General features: G+C 58.7%; 35 protein-coding genes. 16 read left to right on the top strand and 19 right to left on the bottom strand.

What is annotated here, in order from left to right:
• Positions 1–35 precede the first annotated feature (35 nt).
• The gene (locus EOC83_RS32830; RefSeq protein ID WP_063168462.1) at positions 36–413 is read left to right on the top strand and encodes a hypothetical protein; all 378 of its coding nucleotides are present in this window, start codon (positions 36–38) and stop codon (positions 411–413) included.
• Here the strand turns inward: EOC83_RS32830 and ssb are convergent.
• The 19 genes from ssb to EOC83_RS17065 all read right to left on the bottom strand — a co-directional run bounded on the left by ssb (position 410) and on the right by EOC83_RS17065 (position 12481).
• Complete coding sequence (gene ssb / locus EOC83_RS17150) at positions 410–922, bottom strand: single-stranded DNA-binding protein (RefSeq protein ID WP_342030142.1); 513 nt, start codon at positions 920–922, stop codon at positions 410–412. The two genes, EOC83_RS32830 and ssb, sit on opposite strands and share 4 nt — an antisense overlap.
• A 291-nt stretch (positions 923–1213) precedes the next feature.
• The gene (locus EOC83_RS17145) at positions 1214–1816 is read right to left on the bottom strand and encodes a hypothetical protein (RefSeq protein ID WP_127224490.1); all 603 of its coding nucleotides are present in this window, start codon (positions 1814–1816) and stop codon (positions 1214–1216) included.
• Positions 1817–1830: 14 nt separating this feature from the next.
• Positions 1831–2298, bottom strand: a complete 468-nt coding sequence (locus EOC83_RS17140) for a DUF5662 family protein (protein ID WP_063168459.1) — start codon at positions 2296–2298, stop codon at positions 1831–1833.
• A gap of 2 nt (positions 2299–2300) precedes the next feature.
• On the bottom strand, positions 2301–3419 hold the full coding sequence (gene dnaN / locus EOC83_RS17135; RefSeq protein ID WP_063168458.1) for a DNA polymerase III subunit beta: 1119 nt from the start codon (positions 3417–3419) through the stop codon (positions 2301–2303).
• The gene (locus tag EOC83_RS17130) at positions 3416–4336 is read right to left on the bottom strand and encodes a 3'-5' exonuclease (protein WP_063168457.1); all 921 of its coding nucleotides are present in this window, start codon (positions 4334–4336) and stop codon (positions 3416–3418) included. The genes dnaN and EOC83_RS17130 overlap by 4 nt, the downstream gene beginning before the upstream one ends.
• A complete protein-coding gene (locus EOC83_RS17125) occupies positions 4333–5592 on the bottom strand; it encodes a hypothetical protein (protein ID WP_063168456.1) in 1260 nt (419 codons plus the stop codon). The genes EOC83_RS17130 and EOC83_RS17125 overlap by 4 nt, the downstream gene beginning before the upstream one ends.
• Positions 5589–6527, bottom strand: a complete 939-nt coding sequence (locus EOC83_RS17120) for a PD-(D/E)XK nuclease-like domain-containing protein (RefSeq protein ID WP_063168455.1) — start codon at positions 6525–6527, stop codon at positions 5589–5591. The genes EOC83_RS17125 and EOC83_RS17120 overlap by 4 nt, the downstream gene beginning before the upstream one ends.
• Positions 6524–7261: a hypothetical protein gene (locus tag EOC83_RS17115; protein ID WP_063168454.1), complete on the bottom strand. Its 738-nt coding sequence runs from the start codon at positions 7259–7261 to the stop codon at positions 6524–6526. Before EOC83_RS17115 ends, EOC83_RS17120 begins: the two co-directional genes overlap by 4 nt.
• A 139-nt stretch (positions 7262–7400) precedes the next feature.
• Entirely contained in the window at positions 7401–8720 is a 1320-nt protein-coding gene (locus EOC83_RS17110; RefSeq protein WP_063168453.1) for an AAA family ATPase, read from the bottom strand.
• A 1-nt stretch (position 8721) separates the two neighbouring features.
• Positions 8722–8925 carry a hypothetical protein gene (locus tag EOC83_RS17105; protein WP_063168452.1) on the bottom strand — a complete coding sequence of 68 codons (204 nt, stop codon included), beginning with the start codon at positions 8923–8925 and terminating at the stop codon, positions 8722–8724.
• The gene (locus EOC83_RS32825) at positions 8922–9092 is read right to left on the bottom strand and encodes a hypothetical protein (protein ID WP_158515797.1); all 171 of its coding nucleotides are present in this window, start codon (positions 9090–9092) and stop codon (positions 8922–8924) included. Before EOC83_RS32825 ends, EOC83_RS17105 begins: the two co-directional genes overlap by 4 nt.
• Complete coding sequence (locus EOC83_RS17100) at positions 9089–9280, bottom strand: hypothetical protein (RefSeq protein ID WP_127224384.1); 192 nt, start codon at positions 9278–9280, stop codon at positions 9089–9091. Before EOC83_RS17100 ends, EOC83_RS32825 begins: the two co-directional genes overlap by 4 nt.
• Positions 9268–9471: a hypothetical protein gene (locus EOC83_RS17095; protein ID WP_063168450.1), complete on the bottom strand. Its 204-nt coding sequence runs from the start codon at positions 9469–9471 to the stop codon at positions 9268–9270. The genes EOC83_RS17100 and EOC83_RS17095 overlap by 13 nt, the downstream gene beginning before the upstream one ends.
• Positions 9468–9740, bottom strand: coding sequence for a hypothetical protein (locus EOC83_RS17090; protein ID WP_127224383.1), 273 nt, complete (start codon positions 9738–9740; stop codon positions 9468–9470). Before EOC83_RS17090 ends, EOC83_RS17095 begins: the two co-directional genes overlap by 4 nt.
• A gap of 139 nt (positions 9741–9879) precedes the next feature.
• Entirely contained in the window at positions 9880–10095 is a 216-nt protein-coding gene (locus EOC83_RS17085) for a hypothetical protein (RefSeq protein WP_063168448.1), read from the bottom strand.
• Positions 10082–10258, bottom strand: a complete 177-nt coding sequence (locus tag EOC83_RS32820) for a hypothetical protein (protein ID WP_158515796.1) — start codon at positions 10256–10258, stop codon at positions 10082–10084. The genes EOC83_RS17085 and EOC83_RS32820 overlap by 14 nt, the downstream gene beginning before the upstream one ends.
• On the bottom strand, positions 10255–10638 hold the full coding sequence (locus EOC83_RS17080) for a ProQ/FinO family protein (protein WP_063168447.1): 384 nt from the start codon (positions 10636–10638) through the stop codon (positions 10255–10257). Before EOC83_RS17080 ends, EOC83_RS32820 begins: the two co-directional genes overlap by 4 nt.
• Positions 10639–11625: 987 nt before the next feature.
• A complete protein-coding gene (locus EOC83_RS17070; protein WP_127224382.1) occupies positions 11626–12159 on the bottom strand; it encodes a hypothetical protein in 534 nt (177 codons plus the stop codon).
• Positions 12119–12481 (bottom strand): helix-turn-helix transcriptional regulator, encoded by a 363-nt coding sequence (locus EOC83_RS17065; protein WP_127224381.1) that lies wholly within the window; start codon positions 12479–12481, stop codon positions 12119–12121. Before EOC83_RS17065 ends, EOC83_RS17070 begins: the two co-directional genes overlap by 41 nt.
• Positions 12482–12555: 74 nt before the next feature.
• Here EOC83_RS17065 and EOC83_RS17060 point away from each other — a divergent pair, with 74 nt between their 5' ends.
• The 15 genes from EOC83_RS17060 (at position 12556) to EOC83_RS16990 (ending at position 19717) form a co-directional block, all read left to right on the top strand.
• Positions 12556–12786, top strand: a complete 231-nt coding sequence (locus EOC83_RS17060) for a helix-turn-helix transcriptional regulator (protein ID WP_063168444.1) — start codon at positions 12556–12558, stop codon at positions 12784–12786.
• Positions 12783–13016: a hypothetical protein gene (locus EOC83_RS17055; RefSeq protein WP_063168443.1), complete on the top strand. Its 234-nt coding sequence runs from the start codon at positions 12783–12785 to the stop codon at positions 13014–13016. Before EOC83_RS17060 ends, EOC83_RS17055 begins: the two co-directional genes overlap by 4 nt.
• A gap of 147 nt (positions 13017–13163) precedes the next feature.
• Positions 13164–13574, top strand: coding sequence for a hypothetical protein (locus EOC83_RS17050; protein ID WP_127224380.1), 411 nt, complete (start codon positions 13164–13166; stop codon positions 13572–13574).
• A 176-nt stretch (positions 13575–13750) separates the two neighbouring features.
• The gene (locus EOC83_RS17045; RefSeq protein WP_127325961.1) at positions 13751–14128 is read left to right on the top strand and encodes a hypothetical protein; all 378 of its coding nucleotides are present in this window, start codon (positions 13751–13753) and stop codon (positions 14126–14128) included.
• A 107-nt stretch (positions 14129–14235) separates the two neighbouring features.
• The gene (locus EOC83_RS17040; RefSeq protein ID WP_164762425.1) at positions 14236–14634 is read left to right on the top strand and encodes a tellurite resistance TerB family protein; all 399 of its coding nucleotides are present in this window, start codon (positions 14236–14238) and stop codon (positions 14632–14634) included.
• Between the two features lie 5 nt (positions 14635–14639).
• A complete protein-coding gene (locus EOC83_RS17035) occupies positions 14640–14828 on the top strand; it encodes a hypothetical protein (protein WP_063168439.1) in 189 nt (62 codons plus the stop codon).
• Between the two features lie 80 nt (positions 14829–14908).
• Positions 14909–15211, top strand: a complete 303-nt coding sequence (locus EOC83_RS17030) for a hypothetical protein (protein ID WP_127273921.1) — start codon at positions 14909–14911, stop codon at positions 15209–15211.
• Positions 15208–15360: a hypothetical protein gene (locus tag EOC83_RS32815; protein WP_158515794.1), complete on the top strand. Its 153-nt coding sequence runs from the start codon at positions 15208–15210 to the stop codon at positions 15358–15360. Before EOC83_RS17030 ends, EOC83_RS32815 begins: the two co-directional genes overlap by 4 nt.
• A 34-nt stretch (positions 15361–15394) precedes the next feature.
• Entirely contained in the window at positions 15395–15934 is a 540-nt protein-coding gene (locus EOC83_RS17025; RefSeq protein WP_063168437.1) for a hypothetical protein, read from the top strand.
• Positions 15931–16539 carry a hypothetical protein gene (locus EOC83_RS17020; RefSeq protein WP_063168436.1) on the top strand — a complete coding sequence of 203 codons (609 nt, stop codon included), beginning with the start codon at positions 15931–15933 and terminating at the stop codon, positions 16537–16539. The genes EOC83_RS17025 and EOC83_RS17020 overlap by 4 nt, the downstream gene beginning before the upstream one ends.
• A 493-nt stretch (positions 16540–17032) precedes the next feature.
• Positions 17033–17626: a hypothetical protein gene (locus EOC83_RS17010; RefSeq protein WP_063168434.1), complete on the top strand. Its 594-nt coding sequence runs from the start codon at positions 17033–17035 to the stop codon at positions 17624–17626.
• Complete coding sequence (locus EOC83_RS17005; RefSeq protein WP_063168433.1) at positions 17626–17808, top strand: hypothetical protein; 183 nt, start codon at positions 17626–17628, stop codon at positions 17806–17808. Before EOC83_RS17010 ends, EOC83_RS17005 begins: the two co-directional genes overlap by 1 nt.
• Positions 17771–18733: an MT-A70 family methyltransferase gene (locus tag EOC83_RS17000; protein ID WP_127224378.1), complete on the top strand. Its 963-nt coding sequence runs from the start codon at positions 17771–17773 to the stop codon at positions 18731–18733. The genes EOC83_RS17005 and EOC83_RS17000 overlap by 38 nt, the downstream gene beginning before the upstream one ends.
• On the top strand, positions 18730–19002 hold the full coding sequence (locus EOC83_RS16995) for an HU family DNA-binding protein (RefSeq protein WP_063168431.1): 273 nt from the start codon (positions 18730–18732) through the stop codon (positions 19000–19002). Before EOC83_RS17000 ends, EOC83_RS16995 begins: the two co-directional genes overlap by 4 nt.
• A 1-nt stretch (position 19003) precedes the next feature.
• The gene (locus EOC83_RS16990) at positions 19004–19717 is read left to right on the top strand and encodes a hypothetical protein (RefSeq protein WP_063168430.1); all 714 of its coding nucleotides are present in this window, start codon (positions 19004–19006) and stop codon (positions 19715–19717) included.
• Positions 19718–19735: the final 18 nt, after the last annotated feature.

Here is a 19735-nt window from a genome sequence, read left to right as displayed (position 1 = left end):
GCCTTTTTCTTTCCCTCGAGTTCCGGGAACAACGCATGGAGCCGATGGTGGCACTTCGGACAGAGCCAGACGACTTCCAGCGGTTTGGTGTAATCTCTGTGATGAGCGTGAACCTCATCGTCTCCGCAAAATTCGCACGGTTGTTTGAAGAGTCTGCCGTCGCGCACCGCATTGCTAACGGCGGTCTGCGCCTTATAGGCAACCGGGTTCTCTTCTCGCCAAGCCATCGTTATTTTCCTCGCCTTGGCTTTCCGGTCTGGGCGCTTGGCACGATTGCGATCATATTCCTGCACCGCCGGGTTTGTTCTTGCGCGCTCTCGCACGCGGCGCTTGACACACTCTTTGCAGGTGCTGTGTTTGTCGTAGAAATCATCGACGATCTTATCCTCGGAACAGTTCCTGCAGATCATTAGAACGGCACTTCGTCGCCCAATCCGCCACCACCAAAGCCGCCGCCGGATGAACCGCCACCTCCGGACGATCCGCCGCCGCGCGACGACTGGCCTCCACCAGAGTTGCCGCCACCGCCACCGCGATCATCCTGGCGCTCGCTGCGGCCACCGTCGCCATCATTCTTGGCGCCGAGCAGGTACAATTCCCCATTGAATGGCGCGATGACGACTTCAGTCATGTACTTGTCGTTGCCGGCTTGGTCCTGCCATTTTCGGGTTTGCAGTTCCCCGAAGATGCCGACCAGGCTTCCCTTCCTCACGTACTTCTCGACGATGCCGACCGTGCCCTGATTGCGGACGGCAATGTTGTGCCACTCGGTTCGCTCCTTGCGCTCGCCGGATTGCTTGTCCTTCCAGGACTGGCTCGTAGCGATGGAGAAATTCGCCACCTTGTCGCCGTTGTTGAAGGATTTGATCTCGGGATCTTTGCCGACGTGGCCAACGATCAAGACCTTGTTGATACCACCCATCAAACACCCGCTTTCTTGTTCAGCGCGGCATTAACTTCGTTTGCCGTCGCATTTCGATCTTCAGTCACATAGGCGTCGACGATGGTCGTGCACTTGCCGCAGAGACACATGTCGCCCTAGACGGATGACATCCCGCCCTCGCGCGGCGTGCCGGCGCGCACGGTCTCCATGGCCATGTCGTGCAGGGACGCGCCTTTCGGAATTGCCTCCGCCGGGTCCATGTCGAATGTCATGGCGCCGACGCAGCCGTCGCACCGGAAGTGAGCTCGGATTGAGGAGAGAGTCATCTGCTCAACATCCGCACGAAAAGTAGATGGCGCGCTTGGTGATTTTCTGACCGGTGACGACCTCGACGTGATCCCAGAATTCAGGCGGGATTTTGCCATGAGCGTCTTGGCCGTTGAAGTGCAGGTAGTCGTCATCCCAACTTTCTGCACCATCGCCGACTGCGGCGGCCATGACAGCCTCGTAGCCAGGGCAATCAGAGTTTTTCACAAACTCGCGGAGCCATGCTTCAGAAGTTTCCTTGTTCGGCGGCGCGGGCGCAACGTAGTGTTCGTCAGCGTCTGCGTGAAACGTCGCCTCTTCCGGGAATGATGGATGGCTCCAGACGTGCCGTAGCGACGTGATGGTGCGCGGAAGGACGACGAACCAGAAGCGCTGGCCGGACTGAACAAGACCGCCTAGGAACGGGTCAACTATACCGGTGGCGTCATGGCGCGCCGGGACAGCGCAGCCCTTCTCGATTTTGACGCGCTCGCCCGGGCGAAGCCTGACACCGGCCACGACCGGCTCAACAGCAAGGTGGATGGCGTCTCGTCCGCTGTTGTCGGGGATGGGGTGCGTTCCGAGTGTTTCAAGGGCGTCGGTTGCCACGGTGTGCTTGTTGGCCATTTTCGCATCCTTTGTCATTTCACAGCCCACCCCAGGTCTGCGGCCGTGTTCCTGAGAATGTCTGCCAGCATCGGATCGATCTTGTACTTGTCGATCGAGTAGGAGAGGTTCATCGGCTCCCCGGCGTCTCGATCGACATTGGCTGCTCGCCAATCGCAAAACATTTCCACGAGACTCATCAGCGTCATGCCGGAGATGCCGCGCTCCAAGTGGAATTCTGGATGGTGGTCGTTATTCGCGTGATGGTGCGTGATCATCTCGCCGAGCATCGCCGTCCGCCGGCGCGCCTCATCAGTCCCATGCGGCGCCGGCCCGTCTCGTTCGATGATGGTCATCAGTTCATCCAGCGGACCTTTCTCGGTCGGTGTAAACTTCGACATGTCATGGAATTCCGCGCGGACATCCATGAGGTGGCAGAAATGATGAATGGCCTTGCGGACGTGTCCGATGTGCCTGTTCGTGCTTTCTGTTGAATCGGCCATGGTTACACACGCATCGGCATGAGAACGTACAGCGAGGCCGGATCCTTGTCTGTCGTGATGACCGTTGGGCTGCCGGCGTCGGTCAGGCTCATGCGGACTTCGCCGGCGCCAATGACGCTGCATATGTCACTGAGGTATTTGGCGTTGAAACCGATCTCGAGTTTGGCGCCGGAGTAGCCAATGTCGATGTCTTCTTCCGCCGACCCGTGGTCGGGATTGTTGACCGCCAGGCTCAGCTTGGTTTCCTCGAACGTGAGCTTGACCGCGCGGCCGCGCTCATTGGAGATGGTAGTGACGCGGTCCGCGGAAGCCGACAGCGCTTTGGAGTCGACCGTGGCGATCGTATTGGTCAAAGCTGGGATGACGCGGCGATAGTCAGGGAAACTGCCATCAATGAGTTTGCTCGTGAGCACCGTGGTTCCCGACATCACCCGGATTTTGTTCTCACTCACCTCGATCTTGACCGCTTCGGCGCCGGCGCTCTTGGCCAGCGTAATGATCTCGCCGACGGTCTTGCGCGGAACAATGATTGGCGGGAAGTTCTCGACGTCGCCGCTCGGCTCACGGAAAGACTTGGCCAGCCGATGCCCGTCGGTTGCCACGAAGGTGATGGCGCCAGGGTGTTCGCTGTCGTGATTGAAATGCACGCCATTGAGGTAATAGCGGGTTTCCTCCGTCGAGATGGCGAACTGAACCTTGGACAGCGCCTCAAGCAGGACGTCACCGGCGAATTCAATGGTGTGCGAATAGTTGCCGTTCGACATCACGGGATAGTCCGTCTCAGGCAGGGTCTGCAGCCTGAACTTCGACCGGCCGGCGCCGACGCTGGCAACCTGGCCATCCTTCTCGCTCTCGAAGGTGACTTCGGCGCCCGGGGCCATCTTGCGCAAGATATCGCCGAGCAGTCGGCCGGGCACGGAGGTCGCACCGGGGCTTGTCACATCTGCCTTGAATTCCAGAGATATCTCCAGATCAAGATCGGTCGATTTCAGCGTGACGGTATCGCCCCTTGCGGCGATGACCACATTGCTGAGGATCGGAATCGTGTTCCGGGATTCTATGATTTTCCCTGCGACGCTCATTGCGTCAGCGAAGGCCTTCGCGGCTGCGGTGAATTTCATAGCGGAAACATCTCCTGGGTCTCGTATGCCGCCACAGGCGGCAGTTCCTGGGCCGGTGGCGTCTCGGGCAGGCTGTTGGCTTTGAACTGCCTGTTGAGGTCGACGCGCTCGTTCTCAAGCCGCTGGTCGACCTCTCGGCGCTCCATCTCGCGACGGACGGTGAAGACGACGTCCTCGCCGAAATCCTTCTTTAAGATCCACGTTAGCATGGACCATTCAACGTCCTTCCACGGCGTTCCCTTGCCGCCGTTGTAGTAGGTGTCGCCAATCTTGCAGGTTGGGATCGGCGCCGGGTTGTTGGTGAATTTCACCAGCTGCTCGATGGCGTGGCCGGCGTTCAGCATGTCTCGCACGGTATGCGCCGTGACGTAGGAGTCCGGCTGCGCCCGATGCGGTGGCATGCACAGTTCGCGGTCGATGCCCTCCGGCCGCAGGTAATAGCGCAGGCCGTTGTTCTTGAATGTCGGTGAGTCAGGATAGAGGTTGAGGGCGCACCGGTAGGTATCGATCCACGGAGCCTTGCCGGTGATCTCCTCGCTCAACCATTTGCGCTCGAATTCAGCCCCATGGGCGGCGTAGGCGACGACGTCGACATCGAAGACCAGCGGGTGAACCTCGCGCCACACCGGCGCGCCGACGACGTCGCAATCCATGATGTGGTGGACCGCCATTGTCTCGGCCGGAATGGGCTGCAGGGGATTGACCAAGTATCCCTTCCCTGGTCGCACCTCCCATTGCGTCGGCTCGCCAAACAAATCGGTCCGGGTCGCGACGACGTCGGTGTATCCGATCTCCACGATGCCGTTCGGCTCGGGCTCGGAGAACAGTGTTTCCAGATCGACGACCCGCACCGTAGGTGGCGACTCGACTGGAGGGTTGGTCATCTCGGATGGGTTGAAGGTGTCGTGCGCGGTCATAGGTCAGATGATCCTGAAAATGAGGTGTCGATGTCGGCATGGATTTCGTCGAGCAGGCCGTCGGCATCGGTGTCGCCCTTGGCGCGCGCCATCTGCTTGTCATAGATCGACTTGGCCAGCGCACGGTCGACGCCGCCCTTCGGTGCGCCGCCGTTGTCCTGCCAGAACATGGCGGAGGCCTTGTCGACATTGGCCTCTGTCTGCATGCGGGCGAGACTCGACGCGTACTTTTTGAACAGTTCGGCGGGAAGGCGCTGGATGGCGCCCTCGCTCTTCCCGCCGTCATCGCTCTTGCTCCGGTCATCGGAACCCTGCGATGAATTGGTGGAGCGGCTGTCATCAACCGGGGATGAGTTTCCGCCGCTCCGGCCAGCATCGTCAGATGCCGGCTTTGCTGAGGCCGCTTTCGCAGATGACGACGTGGTCTTTTCCGTAACCGCCGCTGTGCGCTGTACCTCAGTTTTCAGAATCTCTCCGGTCTTCGGGTCGATCGTCTCCATGGCGACCTGGCCGGAGTTGGTCAGTTGCTTCACGTTGTCGGGATTGAAGCCGTCGGCCGATTGCCTGCCGCCGAAGCGCTCGTTGAGCGATGGAGTGATATCCCGCGCAAGCTGTGCCTGGCGCTCCATGCCGATCTCATAGAGTTCATCATCACCAAGAACGCCCATGATGGCACCGGGTTTGTAGACCCGTGGCCATTCGCGACTTCCGCGGTAGACCAGCATCTTGGTATAGGTGGCCGGCCGCCAAGGTGAACCGTTACCGGTCGTCTTCCACTCAGCGACCGACCCATCCATGATCTTGAAGCGCGGGTGGCGGTAGCCTGGCTTCAGTTCCGCGATGATGTCATCTGGGAGGGGCTCGTCGCAAAGATAGATGTGGTGCTGCTCGCTCCGCGGATCGCCGGTGAAGTAGTGGTGGAGTTTGATGTGGAACAGCGATTCGAGGACGGCCGCAATCACCTTGCCTTCGAACCCGAGCCGGCCGTGGACGATGGCGGCGCAGGCGAGCAAAGCAAATGGTGAGATGTTCCAGCGGTCCGCTTGTTCGACAACGGCAAACACGTTGGCGACAATTACGTCGCGAGGCAGATCGGTCTTCTTGTTTGCCGGCCCTTCAGTGCGAAGGCTTTCCGGAACCAGACTCGATGATGCAATGCGCTCCGTGAGCGTCCAAAGGTATTCCAAGCGGGTAGGATCAATCGCGGCCGAAGGCCGGTACGTCTCGCCCTCTGGCTGGCGGGTAATCTCGTTCAAGCTGCTAACTCCTGCTCTATGAGGGCAAGGCGCCGCTCAGCCTGTGTTCTCGACCACGGCGTGCGCCGCACGAATCCGCCGTCGCCAGAAAGGTTCTTCGGGCCAGGCCAGTACCCGGTGTCCAGCGCCTTCCTAAACAGGCGCAGCGCTGCATGGTTCTCGGCGGTGCCGGCGTCGATCTCTTTCGGGTCGACGGTGTCGATGCGCACGCAATGCGGACGCTTCTGTTCGACGTAGACGAGATAGAAGTTTTCCATCTGTCGGCGCAGAACGACGCTCATGGCCTCGTTCACGAGGGCGGCCTGTTGGTGATACCCTCTTTCCCCGAGAGCGCGCGAGATGCCATCGTCGGTGATGTCCGAAACGCATTTCAAATCAGCGGCATCGGAATCGTTGGGAACCGCATCCGGCCGGCTCTTCAGCCATATCCCAGTTTCAGGATCCTGCCAGAACAGCGAGAGCTCGACCATGCCGTTGAGGATGCCGCCCTGCACCGGCGGCTCAGCGGCCAGCGTCTTCGACATGCCCTTGATGTACTCGAGTTGCTCTGGCTTGAGGACTGTCAGTCCTTCCAGCGCACGCTCAGCCAGCCACTGCTTGCAAGTCGCGTTGTTCCCATTCCAAGCGCGACCGTCCGGCGCCTCAGTAGGGCGTATGACGAAGAAGTTGGAGAAGTCGGCTTCTCCAAGCAGCAAAAAGTGCGCTGCACGGCCCAAGATGGTGGCCTCGGTGTCCTGGAATTCCTGCCGGTCAGGGTTTAGCGGCGACTTATCCCAGTAGTGGGCTAAGCTCTCATTGAAGATGGTGCGCAATCCACTGGAACTGATCGATGGCCCGTCCGTCGGCTGACCGTGATAAAATTCCATAGGCACATTTTTATATGCGCCAGACTCGGTGATCTTGGTGCCAGGAACGTATTCACGTATCTCAGTCATGTCCGTTCCCTCATAGGCTGCGTTAGTGCGCGCTCCACCGACCAACCGCGGCGGAGGCGCTTATTAATCTCATTTGAGGAGATGCCGACCGCTGAAGCCCACTCGTGGCTAGTTTTGGTCTCACCGCGAAATTCTATCCGCCGAACTACACGCGTATTCTTCGCTTGCTCAGGTCGGGTAGCCCAGGCCACATTGCCAGGCTCATAGTTGCCGTCATTTTCTTTGCGCTCGATAGAGTGCTTTGACGAGAGGCGCATACCTAGATCGGTGATGAAGCATTCGAAGCCACCGCGCTCACCATCTCCATGCAACCACCTGTCGCAAACCTTTATGCCGCGACCGCCATAATCGCTAAAGCGCTTTACCCTTGGGTTTAGACACCTGTTTTTCATGCCTGCCCAAATTCGCCATTCCCGAGTATGGGAGAGACCATGCGTCGTTCTGATTTCTCGGTTTTTGTCGACAAGCAGACACCCGCAGCTACGCGTGACTTCCGTTGAGACGAGATAGCCCTTAGTGATGATTTCGTTCCCGCATTCGCATGCAAACACAAACGCATGATCCGATCCCATTCGACCGGCATACGAAGCAGCAGTGAGCCGATTGAATTTCCGCCCAGTTATATCTTTGAAGAGTGGGTGAATGGGCTTCTGTTCGATCACCAGTTTCCCACGCTTGCGCCTGTCGCGCCGCGTTTGACTATCGAACAGTTCCATGATGGCGGCAGAACTCATGCTCACTCGTCAGCATCCTTCTTGATGACGCGGATGAAGCCAACACCGGACGTTCGCCAAAAGCGTCTATACCGAAGATGAAACCAGACGCGACCGACCTGGGCCTCCCACGCAGTCGCTCCCTTGAAGCAGACGAACGTCATTCTGCGGCCTCCAGCGCTTGCTCCTGGCGAATGGACCCATCTTCTATGACAATCGCAGTCGGCCGCGTGCTATCAACCGTCTCGACGAATACCTGGAGGTCATGCTCGATCGCGAACTGCTCAAGCAGCGCCCACGACTTCTTGTCGAGAAGGCTGCCGTCCTTGATGATGGCGACCTTCAGTTTCGGGCTCATTGCCGCGGCGATCGCGACAGAAACCCGGATCTTCTCCGCCTGCGATGCCTGATCGAGTGGCTGACCATTGAACAGCACCATGTCATCGCCGAATTCCAGCCCATCAACCGGCATCTTGGCCTTCCGGACGGCTTCCGCCTTCTCCTTTTTGCGGGCGTCCATAGCGGCGGTGAGGGCGATGCTCTCGGCTTCGGCGGCGTCAGCCTTCTTGGTCAGATCAGCGCGTTCGATCTTTCGGGTGACGTGGACATTGATCGTCCGTGCCGCGTTGATCTTGGCGGTGATCGCCGACTGGTCGATGGGCGTCGGCAACGCACCAGCCTTGGCCAAGCGAGTTTTTTGTTCCGAGATCCAGCCTTCATCGACGGTGATGCTCTCCTCGATGGCTGATATCTGCTGCTTTAGTTCGTCGATTTTTGCGTGGGAGCGCCCGACGCCATCTGCGCGCTGATCAATGTCTCGTTGAAGAGACTGCCTGTTTGCCTTGCGCTTTTCGATGTCAGAGTTGTGCGCGCCGGCGCTTTGCAGTTCCTCCACGAGAGCGGACTCATCGATCGGTTCATCCGGTGTGTCTGCTGGCACGATGATGCCGCCGACGCGAGCTCGCAGATCCTTCGCCGACCGGTTGACGTCGGTCCTAGTCTCGAAGTCCTCGCGGTTCTTCTTGTCGATCGCGTTGAAGTCGAAATCGGGAACGAACCTTTTCAGGATCTCGGCTTGTTCCTTTGCATCCATGCGGGTGAAAGCAAGGGGGTCGAACGCAAAGGCGCCCAGCCAGCCGGTCATCATATTCTGGGGGGATGGGAACCTGGCCCCGTCGGCGCTTTCAATGATCAGGGACTCGGCCTGCCTGCCGTTCTTGTCGGTCCAGAATTTGCGGACGATCCGTATCTGCGCCGTGCCGATTCCGTCAACGTGAATTTCAATCGTCGCCTCTTCCGCGCCATCTCGGATAGGCTTCCAAGCGATCTCTTTCTTTCCGCCCATGGTCGCGAGCGCACTCAGCGTGCTTGTCTTGCCGGCGCCGTTTGCCCCGGTTATCTCATTCAGCCCACCCTTTGGGTTGAACTCGACGTTCTCGACGCGCATGTAGTTGTTGATGCGCAGGTAGGAGATGGGCATGTCAGTATCCGGTCCGAATGTTTGAGTGCGTCATCACGATGCCGGCGCCAGCGTCGCAACGCTTCGGCTCGACTACAGCAAGGTGGGGTTGGGTCAGATCGCAGTAGCGGCGGCGCGCTGCGAGAATGAACGCGCGGTCCGTGTCGAACTTCTCGATCTCTTCGAGGGCGGCTAGAACGCGGCGCTTGGCTTCGGCGCCGATCATACCGGCCAGCCCATGAGCTTACCGTAGGCGTGCACACCGAGGCAGAGAGCAAGCACAGCTGGACATAACTTCGCAGCGATGAGCGCGAACGTATCGTTTGCCTTGACCGTGCCGGAAAGAACCGCCAGATTGATCGCAGCGGCGCCTTCAACAATGATGTCGATCATGCTGCCTTCTCCACATATTCAAGGCTGCCGGGATGGCAGGGTATGGCCTCGTCGGCGCCGTCGAAGAGCACATAGACATGCGTTGCGTCGCTGCCCGGCTGGACAACCACGAAGCCCTGCTTTTGAGTCTCGTCATGCACGACTCGGCGGCCGATCTGCTTCGGGTATGGCTGGTTCAATCCGCGCACGCCGATTTCCTCCTCATGCGATTTTGATAGGTCATCAGCACTTTGCGGGCGGCGGCGTCCTTCAGTCGTGACGCCAGTCCCATGGCGATGCGGATATGGAAGAGGGCGGCATAGCGATTGCCACCATGGTGAAAGCTGACCGCCTCGGCGGCGTGCGCCATCATGTCTTCGCGAGCGAGGCAGCGGATCATGCCGCCACCCCGCTACTTGCCTTCAGTCTGTCGATCAGTTCCGCTTCCGTCAGGGTCGAGAATCCGTCCGCGCCACCGTTGGCCTGGATCTCGTCGTTCACCCGATCGCAGAAGGCGGTGCAGGTGCAAAGCTCGCCGCAGATCTCGTATTGCGCGACGCTCTTGCGGCGCTCGATCTCGTCGACATATTTCTTGGTGGAGATGATGTTGGCTTCGGCCCAGGCTCGCAACTGGACGATCGGATATTGGGCGAGGGGATTGTGGCTCATGATTGCCGCCTCAATCTTGCATGGCAAGGAAGGCAGGCGCTCCATGTTTTCCAGCGCTCGGCCTCCGCTTCTGTTTCGAAGTCGCGATACAGTTGCGGCGACGGCGGGACGCAGAGGGAATACAATGTGACCCGCCACATCATGGCTTCTGCCTTTCGGCGAGCATGGCGTCGGCCTGCATGTACGAATTGAAGGCGAACATTTTCATTCGGTCGACGTTGCTCATCCGAACAAACCGAATGTCGTCTGTCAGGCTCCATGAGGCCAACAGTCCGGCCAGCGCTTGACCAGCGAACCAGTCGCGCAGAGCAGCGACGAATTCTTCTTCGGTGGTAAATTGTTCACGCGTCGGCATGCTTTTCCGCCTCCGCGATCGCCGTATTCAACCGATCGATCTCGACCTGGCATTCGCCCTGGCATGCACGCAGGCGCTGGTAATTGTCGTGAAAGCTGCAGTGCTCGTAGGCCTTCTTCGCCTCGGCAAGTTCGTCATTGAGGGCGGCGAGCGTCTTGTTCACGGCCGAGCTTCCTCGGTGACGATCTGCCGGCTCGCATGCCGCTGGTGGTATTGCTTCTGGCGTTCGGCCTCACGAGCTCGTGCATAGGCCTCGGAAGCGGCCGACACATTGCCGGCCGGCTTTCCGTCCAGATCGACGCGGACGGCGCCGGTGACCATGGCCTTGGTGTATTTCGGGCCGGAGCAGTAATCGCTGATCGCCCGCTTGACGACCTTCCGCGGAATATCCTTGACCAGCGCCAGGACTTCCTTGGCGATTCCGATTTTGAGAGGTTTCTTCTCCGGCTCGCCCTTGCGCATGAAAGCTGCAGGGAACCGCTTCGCCAGTTGCTCACGGGCGGGAAGGATGTGCTCGCGATAGGAATAGAAGGGCTTCGACATGATGGTCCCCTTTGTGCGAGGCGCCGACGGCGCTAGTTTGAGTGATGAGGTGGTGTGCCGTCGCCCCGTTGGGGTTCGTTCGGCCGTTCATTCCAAAGCGCCCAGGCTTCGGTAGTGCCATCAGCAAGAGGACCGTCAGCGCCGCAGTTGTGGCAGTTGACGTGGAACTGTCTGGTTTTTCCGGTTCCGAAGTTTCGCACGGCGAGGTCCAAGGAACGGCAGAAGGGGCATGACATGTTGATTGAGGTGATCACGCTGTCCTCCTTTGTGGGAGGGGCTGGCATTCGCGCCAGCCCGTTGACGATGTGCCGAATTCGGGTGGTCAGATCTTCGTCACGAGGGCACCTCCGGAGTGAGAGTCGATTCCGATTTAATGGGCTTTCAATGCCCTCTAATATGCATATCACATAAATTCAGTCAACAGGAAAAATGGTAAATCCATATTTTCTGGTTGACGATATGCAGAACGCTCGGCATGTTGAGCGTGCAAGAATTTATAAAAATCGAAAATGTTGGCTGTTCCGCTCAGGCGAGAAGGCCAAAAAGAAAGGCCCCGATGGGAGATCCCAAGGGGGCCAAAGACTGGATGAATTCGGTTCGTGGCCAAAATCCAGTGATTCGGTGTAGCCGAACTCACTTGGTATTACAATCATGAAACGAGGGCATCATCGCAGCGACCAGGTGCAATCCCTGGCCGGATAAGCTGCGGGCGCGGGGTTAGATCATCCTGCGGCGCCACCGGGATTTGCAGGGCTTGATTTGCCGCAAGGTAAATCTGGGGGCTCTAGTCGGCTCGTCCTGAGTTGCAGAGTTTTCCAAGACCCCCGAGCTCCGTAGCTAAGGCTATGGGGTTAGGGGGTCTTTGGAGGATAGCCGGCTGAACCTGTTTGCAGAACGAAAACATAAGGGTAGTAAGAAAGATTGCCTCAAGGAAATGAAAGAAGGCGCGAGCACCTTCGTCTCCGAGGTCTGGTGGCGAATATCTTTTCAGTGAGCGGCTGACTTATCCACAGATTTCAGCTTGATCACGAAGCTTTCCACCTCATCTGGCGACATCCGCACGCAGAAAGGAGAGTGCTCGGCGAATTGGTATATTACCACGCGGTCGCGGGTTTCCTTGTCCAGTATGACTTCCGTGGTCGAAGGTCTGAGTGCCGTCGCGCATAGCTCAAGCATCTTTTCCACGCCCTTATCCACCCTCATCCTTTGCCGGTAAATCATAAGCTGCGCGGCGTAGCGCACCTCATGGTATAGCATCCCCATTAGCGAAAAAGGCACCGACACCGTAATATTTTCTTTACCTTCATATTTTGCTTTAAAATCGGCCACATCCCCCTCCATGGAAACAAATGCCTCACATGACTGGAATTGTTGGGTTTCTGATACTTCAGTCATCCCAGAATCCGACCACAGGCCAGCACCGAGCGCCACACCCATTTTAAGCTTACCCCCTTTGTTTCCCCTCGATTTATTTACGTGATCACTTTCGGCTTCTTTGGACTGCCCTGTCAACAATGCCATCGAGATAATCAAAGACTTCGATCAGGTCGTCCGGCTCGAGAAGTTTCAGTTTTTCTTTTGTGTGATCAGGTATCGAAAGGTCAGGACCACCCCCGGGTCCGCGGCCGACGTTACTCCAAAGCCATGACTCATCCACCTTGAAGGCCCTAGCGTAGTCAGTCAGCCAGTTCTGATAGCCGGTTCGCCCGGTCTCGTGTTGATTGTAGGTCGGCACCTTCCAGCCGAAAAATTCGGCGGCGGCCTTTGCGGTCTTGAAGCCGCGGGCGATCCTCGCCTGCTGCAGGCGTTGAGATCTGTCGGGTCGGTCATCAAACTTTTTCATAAAATACATCTTACTTGCTAACGATATGCGTTTCGCCTCTTGACTGTGAATATGTGATATGCATATTACGGATTATGAGCGAAACGAATTCACCTCTCGACATGAAGGCGCTGCGAAAGCGCCTTAAGTGGAACCAGGGCCGACTGGCCCGTTTCTTGGGTGTTCATCAGTCGACGGTTTCCAACATGGAGCGCGTCGGCAATCCGCCGAAAGGCGCTGTGCTCATTTCTCTCCAGGTTCTTTCAGATGCGGCTGACGCCGGCACGGCCGATGCGCTGTGCCCTGAGCTTGCGGTCGCAGAATGACCAACGCCTTCGCCATGAACGGCATTTGCCGCCCCGCTGGCGCGGTGACGGCTACCTCTGGTCTTCTGCGTTCGGATTCATTCTCTGCGGTGAGCGAGAATCGCGGATCCGACAATTCCGGCGCGGCATGCGTTGGCTCGCGCGCTTTCTACTCGGTTGGCCGGCTGGCGATCGCTGTTGCGATTTCCTTCGGCCTTCATCAACCAGTTGGGGCGGCGATCCGCCCATGAATTTGTCTGCTCTCCATCTCGGACAAGTATCAGCCTGCAAGCAATTCCTTGTTCTGGTCTCGAGAGCATTTTCGTTCTTCCTTTTTCCCAGCGGCCCGGGGTTATGGGGTGGGCCGTTCTTCGATGGTGTTCAACGTATCGGAGGAAATGAACATGCGCGTGCCCTTTTCGGGCAAGGCTTCCGCAATGTCTGATGTGGCAACTGCGAGCAGCCTCGTCCAAAACACCTGGCAGGTTCGCCAGGGCAGAAACGCAAAGAGCTGCATTGGAGCCGCTTTCGAAGCTGTCAAGCGAATCGAACGCAGGCTGCCGATCGACGTTCTGCGCGATCGACCGCGGCAGTGGACTGAGCGGCGCGTCCAGACGATCTGGAAGAAACAGGCGCGACGGATCGACAATTACGAAATGCTGGATCTCGAACAGGCAGCCTTAGAAGCTGCTCGGGGGGAATTTGATGCCTCAATCAAAAGGGCTGCTCGACTGGCGGCGTTTATTTCCGCTCATGCGGAGACTGAAGGTGGCGAACTGGTTTCAAAACTGCGGGAACTCGTTGGCTGAATGGATCGCACCGGAACTGCCAACAGAGCAGGGGTCCGACATCCATAGGAAGATACAGGAATTCAGCCGGCGGCAGATGTCGCGGCGGCAGTGAAAGGGCATAAGTGATGTTTACTGCGACCAGAACGCCACCGCGCGCTAGATTTGGCAAAAAGACCGAGTTGGACCTTCTCTATATGACTGCCGCAGAACTCAGGCGCGCGGCTAGGGCTGGCAGGGAGCGGTCATTCCAGCCAGTGCAGCCAACCAATTCACCAGGCGCCACTCTCCTGCGCGGTGAACGCCGTCGCGCTATCCGCGAGGAGCGCAGCAAGACGATCTTCGAAGGTGGCGCTCTCGCCGCCATCCTGCGGCATGCCGAGCGCGTAGGTAAACGGCCGCGCCGGAAGGCTGTAAGCTCGCGCAAGATGGTGCCTGTCGCCGTCGATGATGAAGAGACGATGACGCGCGGCGAGCGCAAACGCGCCCTTCGCCAGGCGACCAACGAAAAGATCAACGCCCAACAGAAGGCTGAAGCCGATCGCCGTCGCAAGATGGCTGAGCGCTTCGCCTGAAGGAATTCTGGCCCACCACGCCAGGATAAGTAGAACGACCAAACCTCAACCAAAATATGGAGACGACATTGTTCGGAAGTTTGTTCAAGGGCAAAGCCAAGGAAGCCATGAACCAGTTCTCTGGGAACAAGGATTTTCTTGAAGGCATGTGCGCCGCGTGCGCGCTCACCGCGGCGGCCGAAGGCGGTATCGACGACAAGGAATACGAGAAGACGCTGACCGTCATTCGCTCGAACTCAGCCATCGCCGCCGGCTTCGATTCCACCCAGATCGAATCGGTCTTCGGCAAGATGCAAGGCAAAACGACAACGCGATCTGGCAAGGCCGAACTGAAGAACGAAATCCGCGAGGTCATCGCCCGCGACAAGACAGGCTCGCTCGGCCAGGCAATCGTTCTTGCCAGCCTTGATGTCGCCGATGAAGGCGGCATCTCGCCGGCCGAAGTCGCTGTCATGAAGGACATAGCGTCGATCTGCAACGTCAACTACGACAAACTCGCCGCCTGATCGATATGCTCGCCTGGCTCAAGGAGAAGGCGCTCGGCGCCGTTCTCGTCATCCAACTGGTCCTGATCGTGCTGCAATTCGTAATTTTCAGCACGCTCATGGATCTGTTCTCGAGCCTCTTCGTCGCCAGCCTCATCTTCACGTTGTGGAAGATGGAGACGATCGAGGGTTGGCTTAAGGGGTCGAAGTCCTGATCGTCGCCTAACGGCGACAATCCAACTTAACTGGCCAGCCGGGGGCCGTGCCCGGCACCAATTCCTCTAGGAGACTTGCCGTGAAAGCATGCCTGTTCCTCGCAGCGTTTTTGACAATGTCTCCAGCGCTTGCCGCTGATCAGCCATCCTGTGCGCCTTGGGCGGACATGAAGAAGGCACTCGCCGAGAAGTTCCACGAGGTTCAAATCGGTGGCGGCCTCATCAATGAGAAACTTCTCATGGCGGTCTTCGCTTCGGCCGGCGGCGCTACATGGACGACGGTGGGAGTCAACGCCGACGGGTCTTCGTGCGTCCTGGCGGTCGGGACTGACTGGTTCCTGACCAAGCCGGCGGCACCCGTTCCGGGCGGAAGAGAATCATGAGAGTCGGGAGGCGCACGGCCATTGTCTCCCTCAAGGGATCGATAGCGCTGGCCGCCTTCTTTGGCGCCTGCTTCACCATCCTGCTGATCACATTCGGCTCGAGCGCGCGGACGTCGGCGCCGATCGAGATGCACACTGCGGCGGACTGAACATCAACAACTCGGGACTGAAAAGGGGAAGTGCATGCTGAATAATCTCTTGTGGTACAGGATTGTCGTTTTTAACGCATGCATCGTCGCCGGACTGAGCTGGGCTTTCATGCAGGGTCATGTTCAGGTTCTCTTCGCCAATGAGACGACAGGCATCGGCTACGGCATGGTTGTTGTCTTCCTGGTGGCCATGGTTGGCTTTGTCCAGCGCGTCAGGAAGACGTCGGCAGCCCTAAACGAGGTCAAGCTCGGCAACTGGGTTGATGTCCGGAAGTTCAAGATCAAGAACACCTTTGTTGCGGCCGTATCGGTCTGGCTGGTCACGCTAGGACTGATAGGCAACATCACCGGGTTTGCCCAGGCGGTCGAGGGGCTCAACCTTTCCGGCGGGAGCGATGCGGCCATGCATGCGATCTCGCAGATGATCGACGGCATGAAGGTCGCGTTCTACACAACGCTGATCGGCACAGGTCTCGGCCTCTGGCTGGCCGTCAATGGGCACATTCTGCGAACCGCGACCGCGCTTCTGCACATTGACGCCGACGCACTCAAGGGTCGGATGTACATCAAATGAACGAGCCCGAGATCGACTACGACAGCGAGATCAACAGCGTCGCCTATCGTGACGTCCTGCTGAACACCATTCTCGGCCTGGTCATGATCATTGGCATCGTGGCTCTCCTGATCCAGGTGAAGAAAGCCGTGGAGCAGGCGGCCGCCGAGCCGCCAGGAAATATGATCGTCCACGCGGTCTGGCCGCAGGGTGACACCGATGTCGATCTTTGGGTCGACGGGCCGGGGGAGTTGGTTCCCGTGGGCTACAGCAACAAAGGTGGGCTTCTCTGGAATCTCCTGCGTGATGATCTCGGCGCGCAGCCGGACGCCGGTGATCTGAACTATGAGGACTCTTTTACGCGCGGCGTTGTCGGCGGCGATTACACCATAAATGTTCACTGCTTCAGATGTCCGCAGTTGCCGCAGGAGGTGAAGGTCGTCGTCGAGATCAATAGCGGCGAACCAGGTAAGTCGTCGCTCAAGCCGCTCGTCAACACGACGGTGAAACTGGTGACTGACGGTCAAGAGCGAACTGCCATCCGGTTCAAACTGACCGACAAGGGCGAGATCGTTCCCGGCTCCATGAATTCCGTCTTTAAGCCGCTTCGGAGTGCGAAGAAGTGACCGTGGAAATTTGGAGAACTGTCAGCTTCGCCCCGCGACACGAGGTGTCCAACTTGGGCCGCGTCCGGGGTGTTCGCGGCGGCATCCTTCGTCACGCCCTTGCTAGGGAGCATCACATCGTCAGCCTCTACCCAGAGGTTGCTATGATGAAGATTTGTTATGTTCATCTTTTGGTTCTTGAGGCGTTCGTTGGCCCGCGCCCGGATGGACTTGAGGGCTGTCACAACGACGGCAACCCAGACAACAACCGCTTGGACAATCTACGGTGGGATACGCCAGAGTCGAACCAGGCAGACCGGATCGCACATGGGACCGACATTCGCGGAATAAAGAACGGCCAATCCAAACTTACCGAAGAAGACATTTCGGCGATCAGGCGAGAATACGTTCCTCGTGTCAAGGGGAGTGATTGTCGCGCGCTGGCATCGAAGTATGGGGTGTCACATTCTCTCATAGCCGGGATCGTCAGGAACAAAACTTGGAGACATGTGACATGAACTACCCCATCACCGTTTGGTTGGCGATCACCGTCATTCTCGGCATCGCCGCCTCGCTCGCCATATGGGCCCGCGGTTTCTCGCGAGCTCGTGGCCTGGCCGTCCTCGCATTCTTACTGGCAAGCCCAATTGCTGGCGTCTCCCTCGGCTTCAGTCTCGGCTGGCCGGTTCCGCTCGTCGATGGCGTGACGCTCTCCGCTGGCGATCATCAGATCCTTGCGGCGAAGATGCTGATCGAGGACGGCATCTACATCTTCGTCGACCGCGGCGAGCAGCAGCCACGCTATTACAAACTGCCGTGGAGCACAAAGACGGCTGACGAGCTTCAGAAGGCCATGGATGAGAAAGGCGAGGGCGGTCAGGCTGGCATCACAGTAAAGCCGTTCAAGTGGCCGTGGGAGTCGGAAGAGGGAAACTCCGGCGAGGGCGGCCAGCCCGACCAGGGGAAGAAGGGCAAGGGCGGGATTGCTGGGTTGTTCGAGTTCTCATGGGACACGCACGATCAGCAGTTCTGGGCGCTCCCTCAGCCGAAGGCACTCCCCGACAAGCCTGCAGCCGCGCCGGCGCCAACCTACGAGCAGCAGATCTGATGTGCCAGGTTCTGATGATCCTCGCCCTGATGGACAACGCGTTCTCGCTAGAGACACGCTGCGTCCAGTCCGTCGCGAAGTGCAACGAGGTGATCAAGATGGAAGTCACCGAGTTCTTCCCCGAGGCGAACTACATCGGCCGCTGTGTCGAAGTGGACGATCTCGCCAAGCAGGACAGGTGAGGCCCATCTTGCCCTGTGCATCATTCAAACAGAATACACCCGGTCCGCGCCTTTCGGCAGGTGCCGGCGGCCACCTGAGCACACCAAGCCCCGAAGCTTCCGGCGCAAAAATGGATGGGAGTCCAGACCGGGCCAGCGCCGTGCTGGCATTTCTAAACGGACATTCGGGACACGCCGCCAAAGTTTCGTTCGGTCGCTCGGTGACGCCGCCATGAGCAATATTGACTTCTCTCAAATGACGAAGGAGTTCGCGGCCCTGCGGCCGGCCGGCGGCTTCAAGGTCGCGCTTCTCGATATCCCGTGGGACTTCGAGCACTTCTCCGAGAAGGGGCAGGGCAAGGGCCCGCAGCGCCACTACGACACGATGTCGATCGAGGACATCTGCCAAATCCCACTGACCGCGCTACTCGCTGACGACGCCGCTGTGTTCCTTTGGATGACCTGGCCGCTGGCTATGCGCTGGCATGAGGTCGTCCCAGCGTTGGGGCTGAACTTCGCCGGCCTTGCCTGGGAATGGCTGAAATACAATCCGAAGTCCGGCAAGTATGCATTTGGTGGGGGATATGGCACACGAAAAAATGTCGAACCGTGCATTTTGTGCACGCGCGGCAACCCTCAACTGAGGCAGCCGATCGAGAGCGACATGCTCGGCGACGCGGTGATCCCTGCCGGCGTGCGCAGCGTGCGCGACTTCATCGAGGCGATGCCGCTCGACGCCATCCGTCAGCCGCGGCGCCTGCACAGCCAAAAACCCGACGAACAGTACGACCGCATCGAGACGATGTTCGATGGGCCGTATGTCGAGCTTTTTTCAAGAAGCTCTAGGAAAAAATGGACGGCCTGGGGAAACCAGGTCGGCCTGCTTGATGCCGGAATCCCGGCGACAACCGCCGCAGACGCGGCTCATTCGAAGGAAGAAGCATGACCACGAAAAACGAAATCGCCGCCATCGTTGCCGGTGAGACCGGTATGACGAAAGCAGATGCTGCCGCGGCAGTGAATGCCACGATCGACGCGATCGCTGGCAGTCTGATTGCCGGCATCAAGGTGCAGATCGCCGGGCTCGGCGTGTTCGGCGTCAAGGCGACGGCGGCGCGCCAAGGCCGCAATCCAAGGACTGGGGATACGGTCCAGATCGCAGCCGGGAAGAAAATCACATTCAAGCCGGGCGCCGATCTGAAGGCGAGGCTCTGACATGGCGCGTCCAGCCGGATCCAAGAACAAGCCAAAATTGTCCGTCGTCGGCGGCGCAGCTGGTCCCGGACACAATAGATCAGCCGAACAGCTTAGCGATGACCAGCTTCAGGGCCTGACGCGCCAGCACGCCGCGAAGCGCGCCAAGCTGCTTGAGGCCGAAAAGAAGACCAAAGCCGACCGGATGAACTTCGACAAGATCATCAAGTCGGATCTCGGCGCAACCGGTCTCGCCAACATCAAACTCCTGCTGGATCTCGAAACGCCGGAAGGCGAAGCAAGGATCAAGGCGGACATGGAACGGCAAGCGATGGTCGCTCGCTGGGCCGGCTTGGCCATCGGCACTCAGGGTGCGCTTTTCGACCAAGACCGTCGGCCGGTCGAGGACCGGGCCTTCGATGATGGCAAGCGTGATGGCATGTCGGGCAAGACGCTCGCCACGTCCCACGCGTCCGGCACCGAGGCTTACAACAAGTACGTCGAGGGCTGGCACGCAGGTCAGGCTATCAACGCTGCGGGCATCCGTCAGAAGCCTCCGGAGGCCGAACTCCTTCGTAAGGAGGGCGCCGAGGTCACTGGTCTCGCCGATGAGTTTGATCAGGCTTCCGATGGCGGATCGACGGCGTCTTCTGATGTCTCGGACGACGACGAAGGCGGCGAGCCGTGGCCGGATGACGTGGACATCTCAGACCGCGAACCAGCCGAGACGCTTTGAAGCCCCTTGGCGGGGCGG

The sequence above is a fragment of the Mesorhizobium sp. Primo-A genome (assembly GCF_003997175.1).
Classification (GTDB): Bacteria; Pseudomonadota; Alphaproteobacteria; order Rhizobiales; family Rhizobiaceae; genus Mesorhizobium; species Mesorhizobium ciceri.
The sequence above is the reverse complement of the archived record's forward strand: the minus strand, read 5'-3'. Positions and strand labels throughout refer to the sequence as shown.

Excerpts from the sequence above, each read along its gene's own strand:
- EOC83_RS32830 (WP_063168462.1), top strand. The coding sequence starts at position 36 with ATGGAGCCGATGGTGGCACTTCGGACAGAGCCAGACGACTTCCAGCGG.
- ssb (WP_342030142.1), bottom strand. The coding sequence starts at position 922 with ATGGGTGGTATCAACAAGGTCTTGATCGTTGGCCACGTCGGCAAAGAT.
- EOC83_RS17145 (WP_127224490.1), bottom strand. The coding sequence starts at position 1,816 with ATGGCCAACAAGCACACCGTGGCAACCGACGCCCTTGAAACACTCGGA.
- EOC83_RS17140 (WP_063168459.1), bottom strand. The coding sequence starts at position 2,298 with ATGGCCGATTCAACAGAAAGCACGAACAGGCACATCGGACACGTCCGC.
- dnaN (WP_063168458.1), bottom strand. The coding sequence starts at position 3,419 with ATGAAATTCACCGCAGCCGCGAAGGCCTTCGCTGACGCAATGAGCGTC.
- EOC83_RS17130 (WP_063168457.1), bottom strand. The coding sequence starts at position 4,336 with ATGACCGCGCACGACACCTTCAACCCATCCGAGATGACCAACCCTCCA.
- EOC83_RS17120 (WP_063168455.1), bottom strand. The coding sequence starts at position 6,527 with ATGACTGAGATACGTGAATACGTTCCTGGCACCAAGATCACCGAGTCT.
- EOC83_RS17115 (WP_063168454.1), bottom strand. The coding sequence starts at position 7,261 with ATGAGTTCTGCCGCCATCATGGAACTGTTCGATAGTCAAACGCGGCGC.
- EOC83_RS17110 (WP_063168453.1), bottom strand. The coding sequence starts at position 8,720 with ATGCCCATCTCCTACCTGCGCATCAACAACTACATGCGCGTCGAGAAC.
- EOC83_RS17105 (WP_063168452.1), bottom strand. The coding sequence starts at position 8,925 with ATGATCGGCGCCGAAGCCAAGCGCCGCGTTCTAGCCGCCCTCGAAGAG.
- EOC83_RS32825 (WP_158515797.1), bottom strand. The coding sequence starts at position 9,092 with ATGATCGACATCATTGTTGAAGGCGCCGCTGCGATCAATCTGGCGGTT.
- EOC83_RS17095 (WP_063168450.1), bottom strand. The coding sequence starts at position 9,471 with ATGATCCGCTGCCTCGCTCGCGAAGACATGATGGCGCACGCCGCCGAG.
- EOC83_RS17090 (WP_127224383.1), bottom strand. The coding sequence starts at position 9,740 with ATGAGCCACAATCCCCTCGCCCAATATCCGATCGTCCAGTTGCGAGCC.
- EOC83_RS17085 (WP_063168448.1), bottom strand. The coding sequence starts at position 10,095 with ATGCCGACGCGTGAACAATTTACCACCGAAGAAGAATTCGTCGCTGCT.
- EOC83_RS17080 (WP_063168447.1), bottom strand. The coding sequence starts at position 10,638 with ATGTCGAAGCCCTTCTATTCCTATCGCGAGCACATCCTTCCCGCCCGT.
- EOC83_RS17070 (WP_127224382.1), bottom strand. The coding sequence starts at position 12,159 with ATGGCATTGTTGACAGGGCAGTCCAAAGAAGCCGAAAGTGATCACGTA.
- EOC83_RS17065 (WP_127224381.1), bottom strand. The coding sequence starts at position 12,481 with ATGAAAAAGTTTGATGACCGACCCGACAGATCTCAACGCCTGCAGCAG.
- EOC83_RS17060 (WP_063168444.1), top strand. The coding sequence starts at position 12,556 with ATGAGCGAAACGAATTCACCTCTCGACATGAAGGCGCTGCGAAAGCGC.
- EOC83_RS17055 (WP_063168443.1), top strand. The coding sequence starts at position 12,783 with ATGACCAACGCCTTCGCCATGAACGGCATTTGCCGCCCCGCTGGCGCG.
- EOC83_RS17050 (WP_127224380.1), top strand. The coding sequence starts at position 13,164 with ATGAACATGCGCGTGCCCTTTTCGGGCAAGGCTTCCGCAATGTCTGAT.
- EOC83_RS17045 (WP_127325961.1), top strand. The coding sequence starts at position 13,751 with ATGACTGCCGCAGAACTCAGGCGCGCGGCTAGGGCTGGCAGGGAGCGG.
- EOC83_RS17040 (WP_164762425.1), top strand. The coding sequence starts at position 14,236 with ATGAACCAGTTCTCTGGGAACAAGGATTTTCTTGAAGGCATGTGCGCC.
- EOC83_RS17035 (WP_063168439.1), top strand. The coding sequence starts at position 14,640 with ATGCTCGCCTGGCTCAAGGAGAAGGCGCTCGGCGCCGTTCTCGTCATC.
- EOC83_RS32815 (WP_158515794.1), top strand. The coding sequence starts at position 15,208 with ATGAGAGTCGGGAGGCGCACGGCCATTGTCTCCCTCAAGGGATCGATA.
- EOC83_RS17025 (WP_063168437.1), top strand. The coding sequence starts at position 15,395 with ATGCTGAATAATCTCTTGTGGTACAGGATTGTCGTTTTTAACGCATGC.
- EOC83_RS17020 (WP_063168436.1), top strand. The coding sequence starts at position 15,931 with ATGAACGAGCCCGAGATCGACTACGACAGCGAGATCAACAGCGTCGCC.
- EOC83_RS17010 (WP_063168434.1), top strand. The coding sequence starts at position 17,033 with ATGAACTACCCCATCACCGTTTGGTTGGCGATCACCGTCATTCTCGGC.
- EOC83_RS17005 (WP_063168433.1), top strand. The coding sequence starts at position 17,626 with ATGTGCCAGGTTCTGATGATCCTCGCCCTGATGGACAACGCGTTCTCG.
- EOC83_RS16995 (WP_063168431.1), top strand. The coding sequence starts at position 18,730 with ATGACCACGAAAAACGAAATCGCCGCCATCGTTGCCGGTGAGACCGGT.
- EOC83_RS16990 (WP_063168430.1), top strand. The coding sequence starts at position 19,004 with ATGGCGCGTCCAGCCGGATCCAAGAACAAGCCAAAATTGTCCGTCGTC.